The 16,072-nt window shown below is 59.8% G+C and carries 18 protein-coding genes; 13 read left to right on the forward strand and 5 right to left on the reverse strand.

Annotation, left to right across the window (positions count from 1 at the left end; translation table 11 throughout):
* The first annotated feature begins 69 nt into the window (after nt 1–69).
* From metG to AC6I6U_RS30630, 8 genes are all read left to right on the forward strand, one after another.
* The gene (gene metG / locus AC6I6U_RS30595) at nt 70–2,121 is read left to right on the forward strand and encodes a methionine--tRNA ligase (protein WP_497879663.1); all 2,052 of its coding nucleotides are present in this window, start codon (nt 70–72) and stop codon (nt 2,119–2,121) included.
* A gap of 114 nt (nt 2,122–2,235) precedes the next feature.
* Nucleotides 2,236–2,811 carry an Rnf-Nqr domain containing protein gene (locus AC6I6U_RS30600; protein ID WP_497879664.1) on the forward strand — a complete coding sequence of 192 codons (576 nt, stop codon included), beginning with the start codon at nt 2,236–2,238 and terminating at the stop codon, nt 2,809–2,811.
* Nucleotides 2,808–4,013 (forward strand): electron transport complex subunit RsxB, encoded by a 1,206-nt coding sequence (rsxB, locus tag AC6I6U_RS30605; protein ID WP_497879665.1) that lies wholly within the window; start codon nt 2,808–2,810, stop codon nt 4,011–4,013. The genes AC6I6U_RS30600 and rsxB overlap by 4 nt, the downstream gene beginning before the upstream one ends.
* Nucleotides 4,000–4,992, forward strand: coding sequence for an RnfABCDGE type electron transport complex subunit D (locus AC6I6U_RS30610; RefSeq protein WP_497879666.1), 993 nt, complete (start codon nt 4,000–4,002; stop codon nt 4,990–4,992). Before rsxB ends, AC6I6U_RS30610 begins: the two co-directional genes overlap by 14 nt.
* Nucleotides 4,989–5,588, forward strand: a complete 600-nt coding sequence (locus AC6I6U_RS30615) for an RnfABCDGE type electron transport complex subunit G (RefSeq protein WP_497879667.1) — start codon at nt 4,989–4,991, stop codon at nt 5,586–5,588. Before AC6I6U_RS30610 ends, AC6I6U_RS30615 begins: the two co-directional genes overlap by 4 nt.
* Nucleotides 5,581–6,186 carry an Rnf-Nqr domain containing protein gene (locus tag AC6I6U_RS30620; protein WP_497879668.1) on the forward strand — a complete coding sequence of 202 codons (606 nt, stop codon included), beginning with the start codon at nt 5,581–5,583 and terminating at the stop codon, nt 6,184–6,186. Before AC6I6U_RS30615 ends, AC6I6U_RS30620 begins: the two co-directional genes overlap by 8 nt.
* 7 nt (nt 6,187–6,193) lie before the next feature.
* Nucleotides 6,194–6,832 carry an endonuclease III gene (nth, locus tag AC6I6U_RS30625; protein WP_497879669.1) on the forward strand — a complete coding sequence of 213 codons (639 nt, stop codon included), beginning with the start codon at nt 6,194–6,196 and terminating at the stop codon, nt 6,830–6,832.
* 107 nt (nt 6,833–6,939) lie between these two features.
* Complete coding sequence (locus AC6I6U_RS30630; protein WP_497879670.1) at nt 6,940–7,119, forward strand: PA3496 family putative envelope integrity protein; 180 nt, start codon at nt 6,940–6,942, stop codon at nt 7,117–7,119.
* 126 nt (nt 7,120–7,245) lie between these two features.
* Here AC6I6U_RS30630 and AC6I6U_RS30635 read toward each other — a convergent pair whose 3' ends face one another.
* The gene (locus AC6I6U_RS30635; RefSeq protein WP_010445030.1) at nt 7,246–7,872 is read right to left on the reverse strand and encodes a response regulator transcription factor; all 627 of its coding nucleotides are present in this window, start codon (nt 7,870–7,872) and stop codon (nt 7,246–7,248) included.
* 924 nt (nt 7,873–8,796) lie between these two features.
* On the opposite strand from AC6I6U_RS30635, the gene AC6I6U_RS30640 reads away from it, so the two are divergent.
* On the forward strand, nt 8,797–9,348 hold the full coding sequence (locus tag AC6I6U_RS30640; protein ID WP_497879671.1) for a hypothetical protein: 552 nt from the start codon (nt 8,797–8,799) through the stop codon (nt 9,346–9,348).
* A gap of 143 nt (nt 9,349–9,491) precedes the next feature.
* Here the strand turns inward: AC6I6U_RS30640 and AC6I6U_RS30645 are convergent, their stop codons facing one another.
* Nucleotides 9,492–10,709 carry an argininosuccinate synthase gene (locus AC6I6U_RS30645; protein WP_497879672.1) on the reverse strand — a complete coding sequence of 406 codons (1,218 nt, stop codon included), beginning with the start codon at nt 10,707–10,709 and terminating at the stop codon, nt 9,492–9,494.
* A 130-nt stretch (nt 10,710–10,839) separates the two neighbouring features.
* A complete protein-coding gene (locus tag AC6I6U_RS30650) occupies nt 10,840–11,796 on the reverse strand; it encodes a flagellar protein MotY (protein ID WP_497879673.1) in 957 nt (318 codons plus the stop codon).
* A gap of 156 nt (nt 11,797–11,952) precedes the next feature.
* Between AC6I6U_RS30650 and pyrC the strand changes: the two genes are divergently transcribed.
* Nucleotides 11,953–12,999: a dihydroorotase gene (gene pyrC, locus AC6I6U_RS30655; protein WP_497879674.1), complete on the forward strand. Its 1,047-nt coding sequence runs from the start codon at nt 11,953–11,955 to the stop codon at nt 12,997–12,999.
* A complete protein-coding gene (rnt, locus tag AC6I6U_RS30660) occupies nt 12,996–13,673 on the forward strand; it encodes a ribonuclease T (protein ID WP_497879675.1) in 678 nt (225 codons plus the stop codon). The genes pyrC and rnt overlap by 4 nt, the downstream gene beginning before the upstream one ends.
* A gap of 72 nt (nt 13,674–13,745) precedes the next feature.
* Here the strand turns inward: rnt and AC6I6U_RS30665 are convergent, their stop codons facing one another.
* A complete protein-coding gene (locus tag AC6I6U_RS30665; protein WP_497879676.1) occupies nt 13,746–14,348 on the reverse strand; it encodes a peroxiredoxin in 603 nt (200 codons plus the stop codon).
* 290 nt (nt 14,349–14,638) lie between these two features.
* Here AC6I6U_RS30665 and AC6I6U_RS30670 point away from each other — a divergent pair, with 290 nt between their 5' ends.
* Together AC6I6U_RS30670 and bfr are read left to right on the forward strand one after the other, a co-directional pair.
* Entirely contained in the window at nt 14,639–14,857 is a 219-nt protein-coding gene (locus AC6I6U_RS30670) for a bacterioferritin-associated ferredoxin (RefSeq protein WP_497879677.1), read from the forward strand.
* A 200-nt stretch (nt 14,858–15,057) separates the two neighbouring features.
* A complete protein-coding gene (gene bfr / locus AC6I6U_RS30675; RefSeq protein ID WP_497879678.1) occupies nt 15,058–15,531 on the forward strand; it encodes a bacterioferritin in 474 nt (157 codons plus the stop codon).
* A 94-nt stretch (nt 15,532–15,625) separates the two neighbouring features.
* Here the strand turns inward: bfr and grxD are convergent, their stop codons facing one another.
* On the reverse strand, nt 15,626–15,964 hold the full coding sequence (gene grxD, locus AC6I6U_RS30680; protein WP_075121425.1) for a Grx4 family monothiol glutaredoxin: 339 nt from the start codon (nt 15,962–15,964) through the stop codon (nt 15,626–15,628).
* Nucleotides 15,965–16,072: the final 108 nt, after the last annotated feature.

Raw genomic sequence — 16,072 nt, forward strand, 5'->3', positions numbered from 1 at the left:
AGGGGTGAATTATGTACGCGGGGGCTTTATAGTGTCCGGTCTCCGTTTCACTTCAAGTAGCCGAGCCCCATGTCCGAGCCACGCCAGATTCTCGTCACCAGCGCCCTGCCCTATGCCAATGGTTCCATCCACCTCGGCCACATGGTCGAGTATGTCCAGACCGACATGTGGGTGCGTTTCCAGAAGCATCGCGGCAACCAATGCATCTATGTCTGCGCTGACGACGCCCATGGCTCGGCCATCATGCTGCGCGCAGAGAAGGAAGGCATCACCCCGGAACAGCTGATCGCCAACGTCCAGCTCGAACACAGCAGCGATTTCGCCGACTTCCTGGTCGACTTCGACAATTTCCACTCGACCCACGCCGAGGAAAACCGCGAGCTGTCGACGCAGATCTATCTGCGCCTGCGTGATGCCGGGCATATCGCCAACCGGGCGATCACCCAGTATTTCGATCCGGAAAAGCAGATGTTCCTGGCCGACCGCTTCATCAAGGGCACCTGCCCGAAGTGTGGCACCGAGGACCAGTACGGCGACAACTGCGAAAAATGCGGCGCCACCTACGCGCCGACCGATCTGAAGGACCCGAAGTCGGCAATTTCCGGGGCCACGCCAGTACTCAAGGAATCCCAGCACTTCTTCTTCAAGCTGCCGGACTTCCAGGCCATGCTGCAAGGCTGGACCCGCAGCGGCACGCTGCAGGACGCCGTGGCGAACAAGATCGCCGAATGGCTCGACAGTGGCCTGCAGGAGTGGGACATCTCCCGCGACGCGCCCTACTTCGGCTTCGAAATCCCGGATGAACCAGGCAAATACTTCTACGTGTGGCTGGACGCGCCAATCGGCTACATGGCCAGCTTCAAGAACCTCTGCGCCCGTCGTCCGGAGCTGGACTTCGATGCGTTCTGGAACAAGGACTCCAGCGCCGAGCTGTATCACTTCATCGGCAAGGACATCGTCAACTTCCACGCCCTGTTCTGGCCGGCGATGCTCGAAGGCGCGGGCTACCGCAAGCCGACCGCGATCAACGTGCACGGCTACCTGACCGTCAATGGCCAGAAGATGTCCAAGTCTCGCGGCACCTTCATCAAGGCTCGCACCTACCTCGACCACCTGTCGCCCGAGTACCTGCGCTACTACTACGCGTCCAAGCTGGGCAAGGGTGTCGATGACCTCGACCTGAACCTCGACGACTTCGTGCAGAAGGTCAACTCGGACCTGGTTGGCAAGGTAGTGAACATCGCCAGCCGTTGCGCCGGCTTCATTCACAAGGGCAACGCCGGTGTGCTGGTCGCGGGCGATGCCGCCCCCGAACTGACCGAAGCATTCCGCGCTGCCGCCCCCAGCATTGCCGAAGCCTACGAAGGCCGCGACTTTGCCCGTGCCATGCGTGAAATCATGGCCCTGGCCGACCGCGCCAACGCCTGGATCGCCGACAAGGCGCCATGGTCCCTGGCCAAGCAGGAAGGCAAGCAGGATGAAGTCCAGGCCGTCTGCGCCGCGGGCATCAATCTGTTCCGCCAGCTGATCATCTTCCTCAAGCCGGTGCTGCCGCTGCTGGCCGCCGATGCCGAGGCATTTCTCAACGTCGCGCCGCTGACCTGGAACGACCACGCCAGCCTGCTGAGCAACCATCAGTTGAACGCGTTCAAGCCGCTGATGACCCGTATCGACCCGGTGAAAGTACAGGCCATGACCGATGCCTCGAAGGAAGACCTCGCCGCCAGCCAGACCGACACTGGCAGCACCGCGCCAAAAGGCAACGGTGAACTGGTCAAGGACCCGCTGTCGCCTGAGATCGAATTCGACGCCTTCGCTGCGGTTGACCTGCGTGTCGCGCTGATCGTCAAGGCCGAGGCCGTCGAGGGGGCAGACAAGCTGCTGCGCCTGACCCTGGACATCGGTGACGAGCAACGCAACGTATTCTCCGGGATCAAGAGCGCCTACCCGAACCCGGCCGAGCTGGAAGGTCGCCTGACCATGATGATCGCCAACCTCAAGCCGCGCAAAATGCGCTTCGGCATCTCCGAGGGCATGGTCATGGCCGCAGGCCCCGGCGGAGAAGAAATCTACCTGCTGAGCCCGGACAGCGGCGCCAAGCCAGGCCAGCGGATCAAGTAGCAGCATCCCGCCCTGTCTCGCGGGCCACGACCTTCGTGGCCCGCGACATTTCATAACTAGTACAGCTCGTTCGCTTGCCGGATAATTCAGCCTACACGTTTACCCGGCCCCCTCATGACCGACCTCCTCCTTGCCCTCGTCAGCGCCGCCCTGCTTAACAACGTCGTGTTGCACTGGCCGCTGGGCGTCGATCCGTTGCTGCAAGGTAGCCAGTTCGAACGGCGTCGGTTGCATGCACTGGGCATAGCCACCACATGGGTGATGCTGGTCGCCACCCTGCTGAACTACAGCCTCTATCATCTGCTGCTGCCTCTGCAGTTGGGCGCGCTGCAACTGCTGCTGTTCCTGCCCGTCAGCGTCGCATTGATCGGCCCGAGCCTGAAGCTGCTGGCCCGTTGGCTACCCGGCCTGCCGTTCGACCGGCTCTGGCCGCTGTTGCTGACCAACGCCGGCATTCTCGGCCTGGCCCTGATTGCCATCCAGGACGACCGGGGCCCGACACACGCGGCCCTGTCGAGCCTGGGTGGCGGACTGGGTTTCTGGCTGGTCCTGGTGCTGTTCAACGACCTGCGCCAGCGTACCTATCATGAAGAAGTGCCCCTGCCGTTTCGCGGGCTGCCAATCGAGCTGATCAGCGCCGGCCTGCTGGCCCTGGCCTTTCTCGGTTTCAACGGACTGCTCAAGCCATGAGTCTGATTCAACGTATCGACGCCCTGTTGCCGCAGACCCAATGCGGCAAGTGCGGTCACCAGGGCTGCAAGCCCTACGCAGAAGGTATCGCCAGCGGCGAAGCCATCAACAAGTGTCCGCCGGGTGGCACGGAAACCATTGCCGCACTCGCCGACCTGTTGCGGGTGCCGGTGCTGGAGCTGGACCCGGAACGCGGCACGGCGCCCGCTCAGGTGGCCTTCATTCGCGAGGCCGAGTGCATCGGCTGCACCAAGTGCATCCAGGCCTGCCCGGTGGATGCCATTGTCGGTGCCGCCAAGCTGATGCACACGGTCATCCTCGACGAATGCACCGGTTGTGACCTGTGTGTGGCCCCCTGCCCAGTGGATTGCATCGAGATGCGCCCATTGCCGGCGGAGGTCGTGCCGATTGTCAGCGGGCTCGCCCACAACGCGGGTCAACAGCAGGCCCGTAGCGAAAAACGCGCACGGGCACGCCGCCGTTTCGACCGGCATAACGCCCGGCAGCAGGCCGAAGAACAACGTCGGCAAACCGAGCGCCAAGCCAGGGCCGCGCGAGCGACGCCAACCGACGCTACGACGAACGACCCGGTCAAGGCCGCCCTGGAACGGGTCAAGGCACAGAAGGCGCTCGACTCCGATGCGGTGCTGAAAAAGGCCAAGATCGACGTGGCCATGAGCCGCGCGCAGTTGAACAAATCCCTGAAAGCCTTCGGCCATCCACCTACCGCCGAGAAGGCCGCGCAACTGGTAGTGCTCCAGCAACAATTCGAAGCCGCGGAGCAGGCGCTCGCCCGCCTGGAAAGCGCTGCCACCAGCAGCCCGGCACCCGCCACGCCTGGGGATAGCGAACTCAAGCGCGCCAAGATCCAGCTGGCCATGCGTCGTGCCGAACTGAAAAAGGCCGAGGCGAACGCCGCTCCAGCCGAACAGATTGCCCTGCTGGGCGCCGCGCTCAAGCAGGCCGAGCAAAATCTGCACGCAGCCGAAGACGCCTCCGGGAAACCCGCCCCCGAACTGGTCCGTACCGAAAAGAGACCGATCGACCAGCGACTCCGGACCCTGAAGACCGAACTGGCCTACGCCCGTGCCGAACTGGGCAAACTGCAACGCCACCCCGAAACCCCGGCGCAAGAACTGGACAATGCCCAGCGCAGGCTCTTGGAGGCCCAACGCCAGGTCGACACTCATGTCGCCCCCTGAACAGCCGGACAGACGCCTCCAGCAGACCACGCAACGAGTGCTGCTGGCCATGCTGCCTGGCGCCCTGGTGCTGTTCGGGCTATATGGCTGGGGAGTCCTGATCAACCTGCTGCTGTGCGCAAGCACCGCGCTGCTGACCGAAGCCAGTGTCCTGCGGCTGCGCGCGCGCCCGGTGCGGCCTGCACTGCTGGACTACAGCGCGCTGGTCAGCGCCAGCCTGCTGGGCCTGGCGCTTCCGCCCTATGCGCCTTGGTGGCTGGCGGTGTTCGCCAGCGCCGGCGCCCTGCTGGCGGGCAAGCATCTGTATGGCGGTGTCGGCCGGAACCCTTTCAACCCGGCGATGCTGGGTTATGCGCTGGCGCTGGTGAGTTTCCCGCAGCCGATGACCCACTGGCCGGCATCCCATGGCCTGGACCTGCTCGGCGGCCTGCAACAGGTATTCGGCTGGCGTCTGCCAGGACAGCCAGACGCCTGGTCCCAGGCAACGGCCCTGGACAGCCTGCGGATCAACAAAAGCCTGACCATGGACGAACTGTTCACCAGCAACGGTGCGTTCGGACACTGGGGCGGCCAGGGCGCCGAGTGGGTCAACCTGGCCTTTCTCGCTGGCGGCCTGTTTCTGTTGAAACAGAAAATCTTCAGTTGGCATGCCCCACTCGGAATGCTGGTCGGCCTGTTTCTGGCCAGCCTGGTCTGCTGGAACGGCAGCGGCTCGGACTCCCACGGCTCCCCACTGTTTCACCTGCTGAGTGGCGCGACCATGCTCGGGGCGTTCTTTATCGTTACCGAACCGGTGTCCGGCCCTTCGGCTGCCAGGGCGCGGCTGCTGTTCGGCGCCGGCGTCGGACTGCTCACCTACTTCATCCGCACCTGGGGCGGCTACCCCGATGGCGTGGCCTTTGCGGTGCTGCTGATGAATCTGGCAGTGCCCGCCCTGGAGCGCTGGTCGCAATCTCGCACCGAGCGCATTGCACCATGAACAGAGTCGGCTCGCTGGTGATTCTGATGGGCCTGGCAGCGCTGGTTGCCGGCCTGACCTGGGAAGCGCAAAGGCAGGCAACACCGCGCATCGAGGCACAACAACTGGCCATCCAGACACGAATGCTGGCCCAGGTGCTGCCACCTGCTGAATACACTCTCGAGTTGCTTGCATTGGAGGCCGGCGAACTGCCCCATAGCAGCCTGACCCGAGGCTATCGAATGCTCCGCCAGGGGCAGCCGGCGGCGGTGATCCTCCAAAGCCGGAGCCAGGGTTACGGCGGCCCACTCGAACTGCTGATCGGTATCGGCTCGAACGGCAGGCTGCTGGGGGTGAAAACCCTGTCCCATCAGGAAACGCCCGGCCTGGGAGCCCGAATCGTTGAGGGTGGCGGTGCCTGGCTGAGCGCCTTTCTCGGCAAATCGCGCGCGGACACAACCGATACCGCGTGGAAGCTGAAAAAGGACGGCGGCCAATTCGACCAGATAGCCGGGGCGACCATTACCTCGCGGGCGGCGGTCGACGCGATCCATGACGCACTGCGCTACTTCGATGAACACCGCGGGCAACTGCTGGGAGAGTCTGCCCATGAATAAACACACTATGTTGCAGGGCTCCCTGATGCTCACGCCGTTGCTGGGTGCCAGTGACTCCCTGGTCAAGGCCGTCTCCCTATGGCTGGCCAGCCTGCTCGTCACCGGGCTCTACGGCGGATCGGCTCGCGCCCTGATGCCTTGGCTCAGCCCCGGGCTGGCCTGGCCCGCCCAGATCATCCTCGCGGCAGGCAGCGCCAGCCTGGTCTCCCTGGGGTTGCAGGCCTGGTCCTGGGAACTGCAACAGGCCCTGGGCATCTACCTGGCCCTGCTCGGCGTGCAATGCCTGGCGCTTGAGCATCTGGGCTTTTTCAGCAGGGGTAGGCTGAGAGAGAATATCCGCCTGCTCGCAAGCTTCGGCGCGCTGCTGGCCAGCCTTGGCCTGCTGCGCGAGCTGTTGGCGAACGGTACGCTGCTCGACCACCTGCAATGGTGGAGAGGCCCCACCGCTCCCGATCCCGTCAGGATATTCGCCGTAGAAGGCGGGTTGCGCCTGGCCAGCCTGATTCCGGGAGCGTTTATCCTGCTCGGCCTGTTGCTGGCCGGAAAAAAAGCCTGGACCCTGCGTTCAACTTCACACCGAGTGCCTCGAAGGAAATGACTGTCCCATGAATGCCGCCAAACGCCTGGAAATTTTTCGTCGGCTCCACGAAGACAATCCTGAACCCAAGACCGAACTGGCGTACTCGTCACCGTTCGAGTTGCTGATTGCCGTGATTCTTTCAGCCCAGGCCACAGACGTCGGCGTGAACAAGGCCACGGCCCGGCTGTACCCGATTGCCAACACCCCCGAGGCGATCTACGCGCTGGGCGTCGAAGGGCTATCGGAATACATCAAGACCATAGGCCTCTATAACAGCAAGGCAAAAAACGTCATCGAAACCTGCCGCCTGCTGATCGAGCTGCATGGCAGCGAGGTACCGCAAACCCGTGAAGCATTGGAAGCACTGCCTGGGGTTGGGCGCAAGACCGCCAACGTGGTGCTCAATACCGCCTTTCGGCAACTGACCATGGCCGTCGACACGCATATCTTCCGGGTCAGTAACCGGACGGGCCTGGCACCCGGAAAGAATGTGGTGGAAGTGGAAAAGCAACTGATGAAATTCGTGCCAAAACAATACCTGCTCGACTCTCATCATTGGCTGATCCTGCTCGGCCGCTACGTCTGCCAGGCCCGCAAGCCGCGCTGCGGCAGTTGCCGGATCGAAGATCTGTGCGAATACAAGCACAAGACGTCCGACGATTGAGCCACCATTACTATTATTGATGAGTCGATTGAAAAAATCTTTTTTACCCAACCGTTAATTATCGATATAAGGAGCGCCAACGGCAGTCTTAGCCCGGAGTCAACTTTATGAGTACCGATAAAGAAGCGCTGGATATGGAAGACGACCTGATCCAGGTCGATTCGGACGAAGCGGAACCTCAGGTAGAGGTGGCGAAGACCAATCTGAGCAAGCGTCGTACTATCGACAACCTGCTGGAGGAACGCCGCTTGCAAAAGCAGTTGGCTGATTACGATTTCGACCTGTAGACAGTCTGGGCTCCCTCCCTCAAAAGCCTCCTGCTCGGAGGCTTTTTGGCTATGACGACAAGCCTGTCGTCCTGCCTTCATCATCCTGGTCTTGCCAATCCCCCCCGCACACCGCCAGAACGACGCTCAAACCAGGCCATTACGCTGGGCGAGTTCAATCAGATCAACCAGAGAACGGGCATTCAGCTTCAACAGCAGGCGAGTCTTGTAGGTACTGACGGTCTTGTTGCTGAGGAACATGCCATCAGCAATTTCCTTGTTGCTTTTGCCCCTGGCCAATTGCTGAAGCACCATCATTTCGCGGCCTGAAAGCCGGTTGACCATATCGGCTTCACTGGCATTGCCCATGCTGGAACGCACGGTATGCAGTGCCTGGTTGGGAAAGTAACTGTAGCCGGAAAGAACTGCCTTTATGGCACTGAGCATCTCGGTCAGATCCTGCTGCTTGCACACATAACCGGCGGCACCGGCTTGCATGCAACGCATGGAGAAATGACCGGGAGCCTGCGAAGTGAGTACCAACACCTTGAAGGAAAGTCCCATTGAAGTTAGACGGGCAATCACTTCAAGCCCGTCCAACTTGGGAATTCCTATATCGAGTATAACAATGTCTGGCGTATGCTCTCGCGCCAGTTGCAGCGCGTCCACGCCGTTATCCGTCTCCGCGATGACCTCGTAGCCATGCCGTTCCATCAGCATACGTACGGCAAGACGAATGACGGGATGATCATCCACGATCAGCACTTTATTCATGGGCAAGTCCAATTTTCGCTGTTCGAATTTTCAGAATCAGCACAATAGCCTAGTCACAACCGCATGGGCATAGCAGCCACCCCAGGCATCACCAGCCAAAGACCTTCCCTACAGACAACAAGGAATTACCCTACAAAAAAAGCACCACAAGAAAATCACCGTTTCAGGAACGGGATGATGACAAATTCGAATCACCACCGAGAGCTTGGGTGGCTGAAACATCGGATTGTCAGATGAATATCACCTCATGGAGCAGGAGAAGGCATGAAGAAGAAAATAAACAAGAATTAAACTCAATATATCTCGTTCATTACACACCAACCTTAGAGAGGCGGGACACTGGCTGTCTAATAGTTTTCTGCAACAAGAAATAACCCCAATCAGCCGATGCCCTCTACCCGCCCACCCACTCGAACGACACGTCACAGGCAGGGCAGCACCAGGAACTCACACCAACCCGCCGTCACAGCGACGAAACGCAAGAACATGCACACTCGCTTCGAGACAGCGACGACAAGGAAAGCATATTTATCATTTCATTACACGCCTCCGACAGAAACAGTTTACCTAGCCAATAGCCCATCAAGGAAAAACACCTGGAGAGATTCGTTCATGATCACAACCACTAGAGGCCTGAATTAATTAACACCAAGCACTTCAACAATATTAAAAAGCAAAAAAACACAGAGAAACCAAACCACAACCAGAAACTTCAGGAAACAGACTACAAACTACAAAGAATACTTACCCGATTACTGTAATTTTCCAACTCAGATAAAAACCAGAAAGCTGAACAACAGGCTTTTCTCTTGCAAAGCAAAACTTCTCCCGCTAGTTTTTTGGCATCGTAGAGCAGCGAAATTGGCTCTCACTACGCAAAACATCCATTACAGCCTATCCCCTTCCACGAGCAGGCTATACCTCATGAAAAGCACCAAGATAAACATAAATATAAACAAAGAGAATAACCACTGCAAACCCCACGAACTGGAACTGGCCATTACCGAGTTCATCAGCCGTGGTGGCACCATAAATTCAACATTTCAAAAAGAACCTGAAACAAAACGTCACGCGACGCCAGACCTGTCGGAGAGTCCTGGCGAAACAACAGATGAGTACACAAGAAAAATGGAGATGCTGAAAGACTTGATAACAAAAGGCGCGGGAATATCCGCCCTGCAGTATTCGCTGAAGATGAACAAGGATGAGATAAAAAGGATGGCCCGCGAGCAGGGCCTGAAAATCACCTATCGACGCCCCTTGTGCCCTGCCAGGAAATTTCGCAATACCCAACCGGCACCAGCCACCGCACGGGATGACGACGTGGTCGCCGGGCACGCCATGCATTACGCAGCCCTGGGCTACACGGCGCTGGAAATCGCACAGACACTGGAACTGAGCGTACGCCAGGTGTGGGAGTTGGCGAAGAACTACCGCTTCGAACCCAGGCATCAACGGGAGGAACACGAAGAGTGATCGCGGAAGCCTGACCTCCCCTGCCGCGGCAACCACATCCATTCGAGCCACCAGGCTTGCAGCTTTCACCGCGAATCACCATGCTCCCGACGGCAAAAAAAACCCGGCCTGCACGGCCGGGTCTTTTTGAGGCAAGGGCAGGATCAGAACAACTTGCGCCCTTTATTCGCGGCAATGCGCATGCGCAGCGCATTGAGCTTAATGAAGCCGGCAGCATCGGCCTGGTTGTAGGCTCCGCCATCTTCCTCGAAGGTCGCAATGTTGGCATCGAACAGCGAATCGTCGGACTTGCGGCCGGTCACGATTACGTTGCCCTTGTACAGCTTCAGGCGGACCACACCGTTCACGTTGACCTGCGAAGCGTCGATCATCTGCTGCAGCATCAGGCGCTCCGGGCTCCACCAGTAGCCGGTGTAGATCAGGCTGGCGTACTTCGCCATCAGCTCATCCTTGAGGTGAGCGACCTCACGGTCCAGGGTGATCGACTCGATCGCCCGGTGCGCACGCAGCATGATGGTACCGCCAGGCGTTTCGTAGCAACCGCGGGACTTCATGCCCACATAGCGGTTTTCGACGATGTCCAGACGGCCGATACCGTGGGCGCCACCGATACGGTTCAGGGTCGCCAGCACGGTGGCCGGAGTCATTTCGACGCCGTCCAGCGCGACGATGTCGCCGTTGCGGTAGGTCAGTTCCAGGTACTGCGGCTTGTCGGGAGCGTTCTCCGGGGAGACGGTCCAGCGCCACATGTCTTCTTCGTGCTCGGTCCAGGTGTCTTCCAGCACGCCGCCTTCATAGGAGATGTGCAGCAGGTTGGCATCCATGGAGTACGGGGATTTCTTCTTGCCATGACGCTCGATCGGGATCGCGTGCTTCTCGGCATAGTCCATCAGCTTCTCACGGGACAGCAGGTCCCATTCGCGCCACGGAGCGATAACCTTCACACCCGGCTTGAGTGCATAGGCACCCAGTTCGAAACGCACCTGGTCGTTGCCCTTGCCGGTCGCGCCGTGGGAAATGGCATCGGCGCCGGTTTCGTTGGCGATTTCGATCAGGCGCTTGGCGATCAGCGGACGCGCGATGGAGGTACCCAGCAGGTACTCGCCTTCGTAGACGGTGTTGGCACGGAACATCGGGAAGACGAAATCGCGTACGAACTCTTCGCGCAGGTCGTCGATGTAGATCTCTTTGACGCCCATGGCCTGCGCCTTGGCACGAGCAGGCTCGACCTCCTCGCCCTGACCCAGGTCAGCGGTAAAAGTCACCACTTCACAGTTATAAGTATCCTGCAGCCACTTGAGGATCACCGAAGTGTCCAGGCCGCCGGAATACGCGAGAACGACCTTTTTTACGTCGGCCATGCCATCACTCCACGGGGGGTTGTACGGAAAGGGCCGATTCTACCGGCCAACCACGTGGATTTACAGAGGCGCGACAGCGAAGGACGTCAAAGCGACAGATAATGTCGGGAGCGCGACGAGAACAGCCGTTTCAGGATGTTCTCGCCGCGCTGCCAGCCGCTGCGGTCGGCGCTGGTTTCTCGGCCGGCTTCACGGGAGTCGGCGCAGCAGGGGCTGTCGCGGCGGGCGCGGGCGCCTCCGGTGCTCGTTCGAGATGGATATTCACCCGGCGGTTCTTCGCCCGGTTGGCCGGATTGGTGTTGGGCACCAGCGGATAACGCTCGCCATGGAAACGCATGACGATCTGTGACTCCGGAATGCCGGCAGCCTTGAAGAAGTCCATCACTGCCAGCGCGCGCCGCCGCGACAGGTCGCGGTTGGTCAGGCGGTTGCCGCTGTTGTCCGAGTGCCCATCGAGTTCGATGTGATTGACGGTCGGGTCGGCCTTCATGAAGTCCAGCATCCCCTGCAACTGGGCCTTGGCCTGGGCGTTGAGTTCGATACCACCATCGGGAAAGCCGATTTCGCCCTGTTTGATCTGCTCGAAGTTTTTCGGCAGCAACTTGGCGGTGCAGCTCTGGAAATCGTTGTAGGCCTGGTTGAACTTCACAGGCAGCAGACGAACCTCGGAAACCCCGCCCTCGCGGGAGTAGTGCCGGATCAACGGGCTGCGACCCTCTAGCAGGCCGTGGAACAAGCCACCCGCCTGGCCTTGGGAACTGTTGAAGAGTACATCGCCATTATTGACTTTCACTGTACCCAGGTTGATGTCACCGCGTCCGGGCTGCCAGGGCGCCGCGGCCGCCAGCAGGGTCGCCGAACCGCCACCCAACACGTGATTATTGGATTTGAGCCGGAAAATCGCCTGCTCGCCCGCACGTCGCACGAACTCGCCGGCACCGAAGTCGGTGATCGGCTGTGTCAGCCGACACTCGAATTTGTCCCCTTCCACCTTCCACTCGATGCTCTCCAGACGAGTCTGGAAAGTCAACGCCATGGCCGGCAGGCTGGCAAACATACTGAGCAAGGCTAAATAACGCTGGCGCACGGGAGGCTCCAATGGTTCTACGACTGTGAGACTGGCGTACCGCTTCTACGCCATACCTCCGGGGTATCGGTTGCGTCCGGCAAAACTTGATAGCGAGTGCCTGAGAGAGTCTTTTCCGGTAGCATTCCCTTGAGTTCGACCCGCCTGGAATCCCCAATGTCCGACCGCCTGACCCTGCTGCGTCCCGACGACTGGCATATCCATCTTCGCGATGGTGCTGCGTTACCCCACACTGTTGCCGATGTTGCGCGCACCTTTGGCCGCGCCATCATCATGCCCAACCTGGTGCCGCCGGTACGCAACGCCGCCGAAGCCGACGCCTATCGCCAGCGCATTCTGGCGGCGCGGCCGGCCGGCAGCCGTTTCGAACCGCTGATGGTGCTCTACCTCACCGACCGCACCCAGCCCGAGGAAATCCGCGCCGCCAAGGCCAGCGGTTTCGTCTACGCAGCCAAGCTGTATCCGGCCGGCGCGACCACCAACTCGGACTCCGGCGTGACCAGCGTCGACAAGATCTTCGACGTCTTGCAAGCCATGGCCGAAGTCGGCATGCCCCTGCTGGTGCACGGTGAAGTGACCCGCAGCGAAGTCGACGTATTCGACCGCGAGAAGCAGTTCATCGACGAGCACATGCGCCGCGTGGTCGAACGCTTCCCGACCCTGAAGGTGGTATTCGAGCACATTACCACCGCCGACGCGGTGCAGTTCGTCAACGAGGCTTCGGCCAACGTCGGCGCGACCATCACCGCGCACCACCTGCTGTACAACCGCAACCACATGCTGGTGGGCGGGATCCGGCCGCACTTCTACTGCCTGCCGATTCTCAAGCGCAACACGCATCAGTCGGCCCTGCTCGACGCCGCCACCAGCGGCAGCGAGAAGTTCTTCCTCGGCACCGACTCGGCGCCCCATGCCCAGCACGCCAAGGAAGCAGCCTGCGGTTGCGCCGGTTGCTACACCGCCTACGCGGCCATCGAGCTGTACGCCGAGGCATTCGAACAACGCAATGCCCTGGACAAGCTCGAAGGCTTCGCCAGCCTGCACGGCCCACGCTTCTACGGCCTGGCGCCGAACAGCGAGCGCATTACTCTGGTTCGAGACGAATGGACCGCCCCTGCCAGCCTGCCATTTGGCGAGCTGTCCGTGATTCCGCTGCGCGCCGGTGAAAAACTGCGCTGGCGCCTGCTGGAGGAAACCCTGTGAGTGACGATCATTTCGACGACGAACTGGACGGCAACGGCCCTTCGGGCGGCCCTCGCCATCCGATGGCCGCGCGCTTTCGCGGCTACCTGCCGGTCGTCGTCGACGTAGAGACTGGCGGTTTCAACGCAGCCACCGATGCCCTGCTGGAAATCGCCGCGACCACCATCGGCATGGACGAAGATGGCTTCGTGTTCCCCGAACACACCCACTTCTTCCGGGTCGAGCCGTTCGAAGGCGCCAACATCGAGGCGGCAGCCCTGGAGTTCACCGGGATCAAGCTCGATCACCCGCTGCGCATGGCCGTCAGCGAGGAAACCGCGCTGACCGACATCTTCCGTGGCGTACGCAAGGCACTCAAGGCCAACGGCTGCAAGCGGGCAATCCTGGTCGGTCACAACAGCAGCTTCGACCTCGGTTTCCTCAACGCCGCCGTCGCGCGCCTGGACATGAAACGCAACCCGTTTCACCCGTTCTCCAGCTTCGACACCGCCAGCCTAGCCGGCCTCGCCTATGGCCAGACCGTGCTGGCCAAGGCCTGCCAGGCTGCCGGTATCGACTTCGACGGTCGTGAAGCCCACTCGGCACGCTACGACACCGAAAAGACCGCCGAGCTGTTCTGCGGCATCGTCAACCGCTGGAAGGAAATGGGCGGCTGGGAAGACTTCAGCGACTGATCCTGCCCGAGTGAATCGCGCCCATGAAAAAACCGGCCCTGAGGCCGGTTTTTTTATCCGTGAAACGGCGGCTTACAGCTTGCCGGCGTTCTCGGACAGGTAGGCAGCAACGCCTTCTGGCGAGGCGTTCATGCCCTTGTCACCTTTTTTCCAGTTGGCAGGGCAGACTTCGCCGTGCTCTTCGTGGAATTGCAGAGCGTCGACCAGGCGGATCAGCTCTTCCATGTTACGGCCCAGAGGCAGGTCATTGATGATCTGCGAGCGAACAACGCCCTTGTCGTCGATCAGGAACGCGCCACGGAAAGCCACGCCGCCTTCGGACTCAACGTCGTACGCCTTGGCGATTTCGTGCTTCATGTCGGCAGCCATGGTGTACTTGACCTTGCCGATGCCGCCATCGTTGATGGCGGTGTTGCGCCAGGCGTTGTGGGTGAAGTGCGAGTCGATGGAAACGGCAACCACTTCGACGTTACGCGCCTTGAAGTCGTCCATGCGGTGGTCCAGGGCGATCAGCTCGGACGGGCAGACGAAGGTGAAGTCCAGCGGGTAGAAGAACACCAGGCCATATTTGCCCTTGATGGCCGAGGACAGGGTGAAGCTGTCGACGATTTCGCCATTGCCCAGTACGGCCGGCACGGTGAAGTCGGGGGCTGGTTTGCCTACGAGTACGCTCATTGGATATCTCCTGGTGGTAGTCACGTTCAGAACGAGGTCGGTGCAAGGATGCCCTCTTAAAGCGACAAGCCCATGACGCGACGACCTCGCATCCTTGGAACCGACCATCATACACCGCGTTTTTTGACGCTCCTAAACGGTTTTTGCAAAGCCGCTCCGAGACTGTCATCCGCCATTCGTCAGGCAGTATCCGAATCGCCGAAAAGCCGGGTCAAACCACTTTGACAATCATTCTCGTTAACATTAAGATCAACAGCAATCGAGTTCTAATCAGCGACGGTTCTCACCTTATGTATGTCTGCCTCTGCACTGGCGTCACCGACGGACAAATTCGCGAAGCGATCTTCGAAGGCTGCTGCAGCTACCGCGAAGTACGTCAAGCGACCGGTGTTGCCAGCCAATGCGGCAAATGTGCGTGCCTGGCCAAGCAAGTGGTACGCGAGACCCTGACCGAACTGCAGAGCAGCCAGGCTGCCCTACCCTACGCGGCAGAATTTTCAGCGGCGTAAAACAGCGAATTTTAAAGAACCGGACTTAGTGTCCGGTTTTTTTATGCCTGCAATTCAATCGCTTAGATGCAAAATGCGGAATACAAACATTCTTATTCCGATTAATTTTCATATATTATTCAATAACTTAGGTTTGACACTCGAAGTTGCCGGGATCAAACTCCGCCCTATAGACAGCGATTACAGGGCAGGACCCCATCATGAAAGGCGACAAATCAGTCATCCAGCACCTCAACAAGATCCTTGCCAATGAGCTGATTGCGATCAATCAATACTTCCTGCATGCACGCATGTATGAAGACTGGGGCCTGAACAAGCTGGGCAAACTCGAATACCGCGAGTCCATCCACGCGATGAAGGACGCGGACAAGCTGATCAAGCGCATCCTGTTCCTGGAAGGTCTGCCGAACGTGCAGGACCTGGGCAAGTTGCATATCGGCGAAAACACCCGGGAAATGCTCGGGTGCGACCTGAAGATCGAGAAAACCAGCCACACGGATCTGAAGGAAGCGATTGCCCACTGCGAGAAATCCGGTGATTTCGGCAGCCGTGAGTTGCTCGAAGATATCCTCGAATCCCAAGAGGAACATATCGACTGGCTGGAAACCCAGTTGGGCCTGATCGACAAGGTCAGCCTTGAAAACTATCTGCAATCGCAGATGGGCGACGAATAACCGCCCACCCGTAAAAAAGCCCCGCCCTCTTGTCGAGAGGCGGGGCTTTTTCATGCGCCCGACTCCGCTGTGGAGTCGGGCACCGAAGCGCGAATCAGGCTTCGGTCTTGGCTGCGGCTTTCTCGGCCGCGTCCTTGATCAGGGTCTGCAGTTCACCGTTGGCGAACATCTCGGCCATGATATCGCTGCCGCCGACCAGTTCACCGGCCACCCACAGTTGCGGGAAGGTTGGCCAGTTGGCGTACTTGGGCAGGTTGGCACGAATTTCCGGGTTCTGCAGGATGTCCACGTAGGCGAACTTCTCGCCACAACCCATCACAGCCTGCGCGGCTTTCGCGGAGAAGCCACACTGCGGGGCATTCGGCGAGCCTTTCATGTAAAGCAGAATGGTGTTGTTGGCAATCTGCTCTTTAATCGTTTCGATGATATCCATGGAACACCTCGGCAAAAACTTTCCGACTTGGTTGTCGGCACGGTGAGGCATTGTATCGGAAAGGCGAGCGCGCTGCTCGGTCTCCCCGCTGATAATCGCATGGGCATG

The sequence above is a fragment of the Pseudomonas sp. UTLPPB19802 genome, assembly GCF_059730225.1.

Bases quoted from the DNA above. Each gene is read 5' to 3' on its own strand.
- metG (WP_497879663.1), top strand. From the start codon at position 70: ATGTCCGAGCCACGCCAGATTCTCGTCACCAGCGCCCTGCCCTATGCC.
- bfr (WP_497879678.1), top strand. From the start codon at position 15,058: ATGAAAGGCGACAAATCAGTCATCCAGCACCTCAACAAGATCCTTGCC.
- AC6I6U_RS30600 (WP_497879664.1), top strand. From the start codon at position 2,236: ATGACCGACCTCCTCCTTGCCCTCGTCAGCGCCGCCCTGCTTAACAAC.
- AC6I6U_RS30620 (WP_497879668.1), top strand. From the start codon at position 5,581: ATGAATAAACACACTATGTTGCAGGGCTCCCTGATGCTCACGCCGTTG.
- grxD (WP_075121425.1), bottom strand. From the start codon at position 15,964: ATGGATATCATCGAAACGATTAAAGAGCAGATTGCCAACAACACCATT.
- AC6I6U_RS30635 (WP_010445030.1), bottom strand. From the start codon at position 7,872: ATGAATAAAGTGCTGATCGTGGATGATCATCCCGTCATTCGTCTTGCC.
- pyrC (WP_497879674.1), top strand. From the start codon at position 11,953: ATGTCCGACCGCCTGACCCTGCTGCGTCCCGACGACTGGCATATCCAT.
- nth (WP_497879669.1), top strand. From the start codon at position 6,194: ATGAATGCCGCCAAACGCCTGGAAATTTTTCGTCGGCTCCACGAAGAC.
- AC6I6U_RS30645 (WP_497879672.1), bottom strand. From the start codon at position 10,709: ATGGCCGACGTAAAAAAGGTCGTTCTCGCGTATTCCGGCGGCCTGGAC.
- AC6I6U_RS30665 (WP_497879676.1), bottom strand. From the start codon at position 14,348: ATGAGCGTACTCGTAGGCAAACCAGCCCCCGACTTCACCGTGCCGGCC.
- AC6I6U_RS30640 (WP_497879671.1), top strand. From the start codon at position 8,797: ATGAAAAGCACCAAGATAAACATAAATATAAACAAAGAGAATAACCAC.
- rsxB (WP_497879665.1), top strand. From the start codon at position 2,808: ATGAGTCTGATTCAACGTATCGACGCCCTGTTGCCGCAGACCCAATGC.
- AC6I6U_RS30630 (WP_497879670.1), top strand. From the start codon at position 6,940: ATGAGTACCGATAAAGAAGCGCTGGATATGGAAGACGACCTGATCCAG.
- AC6I6U_RS30610 (WP_497879666.1), top strand. From the start codon at position 4,000: ATGTCGCCCCCTGAACAGCCGGACAGACGCCTCCAGCAGACCACGCAA.
- AC6I6U_RS30670 (WP_497879677.1), top strand. From the start codon at position 14,639: ATGTATGTCTGCCTCTGCACTGGCGTCACCGACGGACAAATTCGCGAA.
- AC6I6U_RS30615 (WP_497879667.1), top strand. From the start codon at position 4,989: ATGAACAGAGTCGGCTCGCTGGTGATTCTGATGGGCCTGGCAGCGCTG.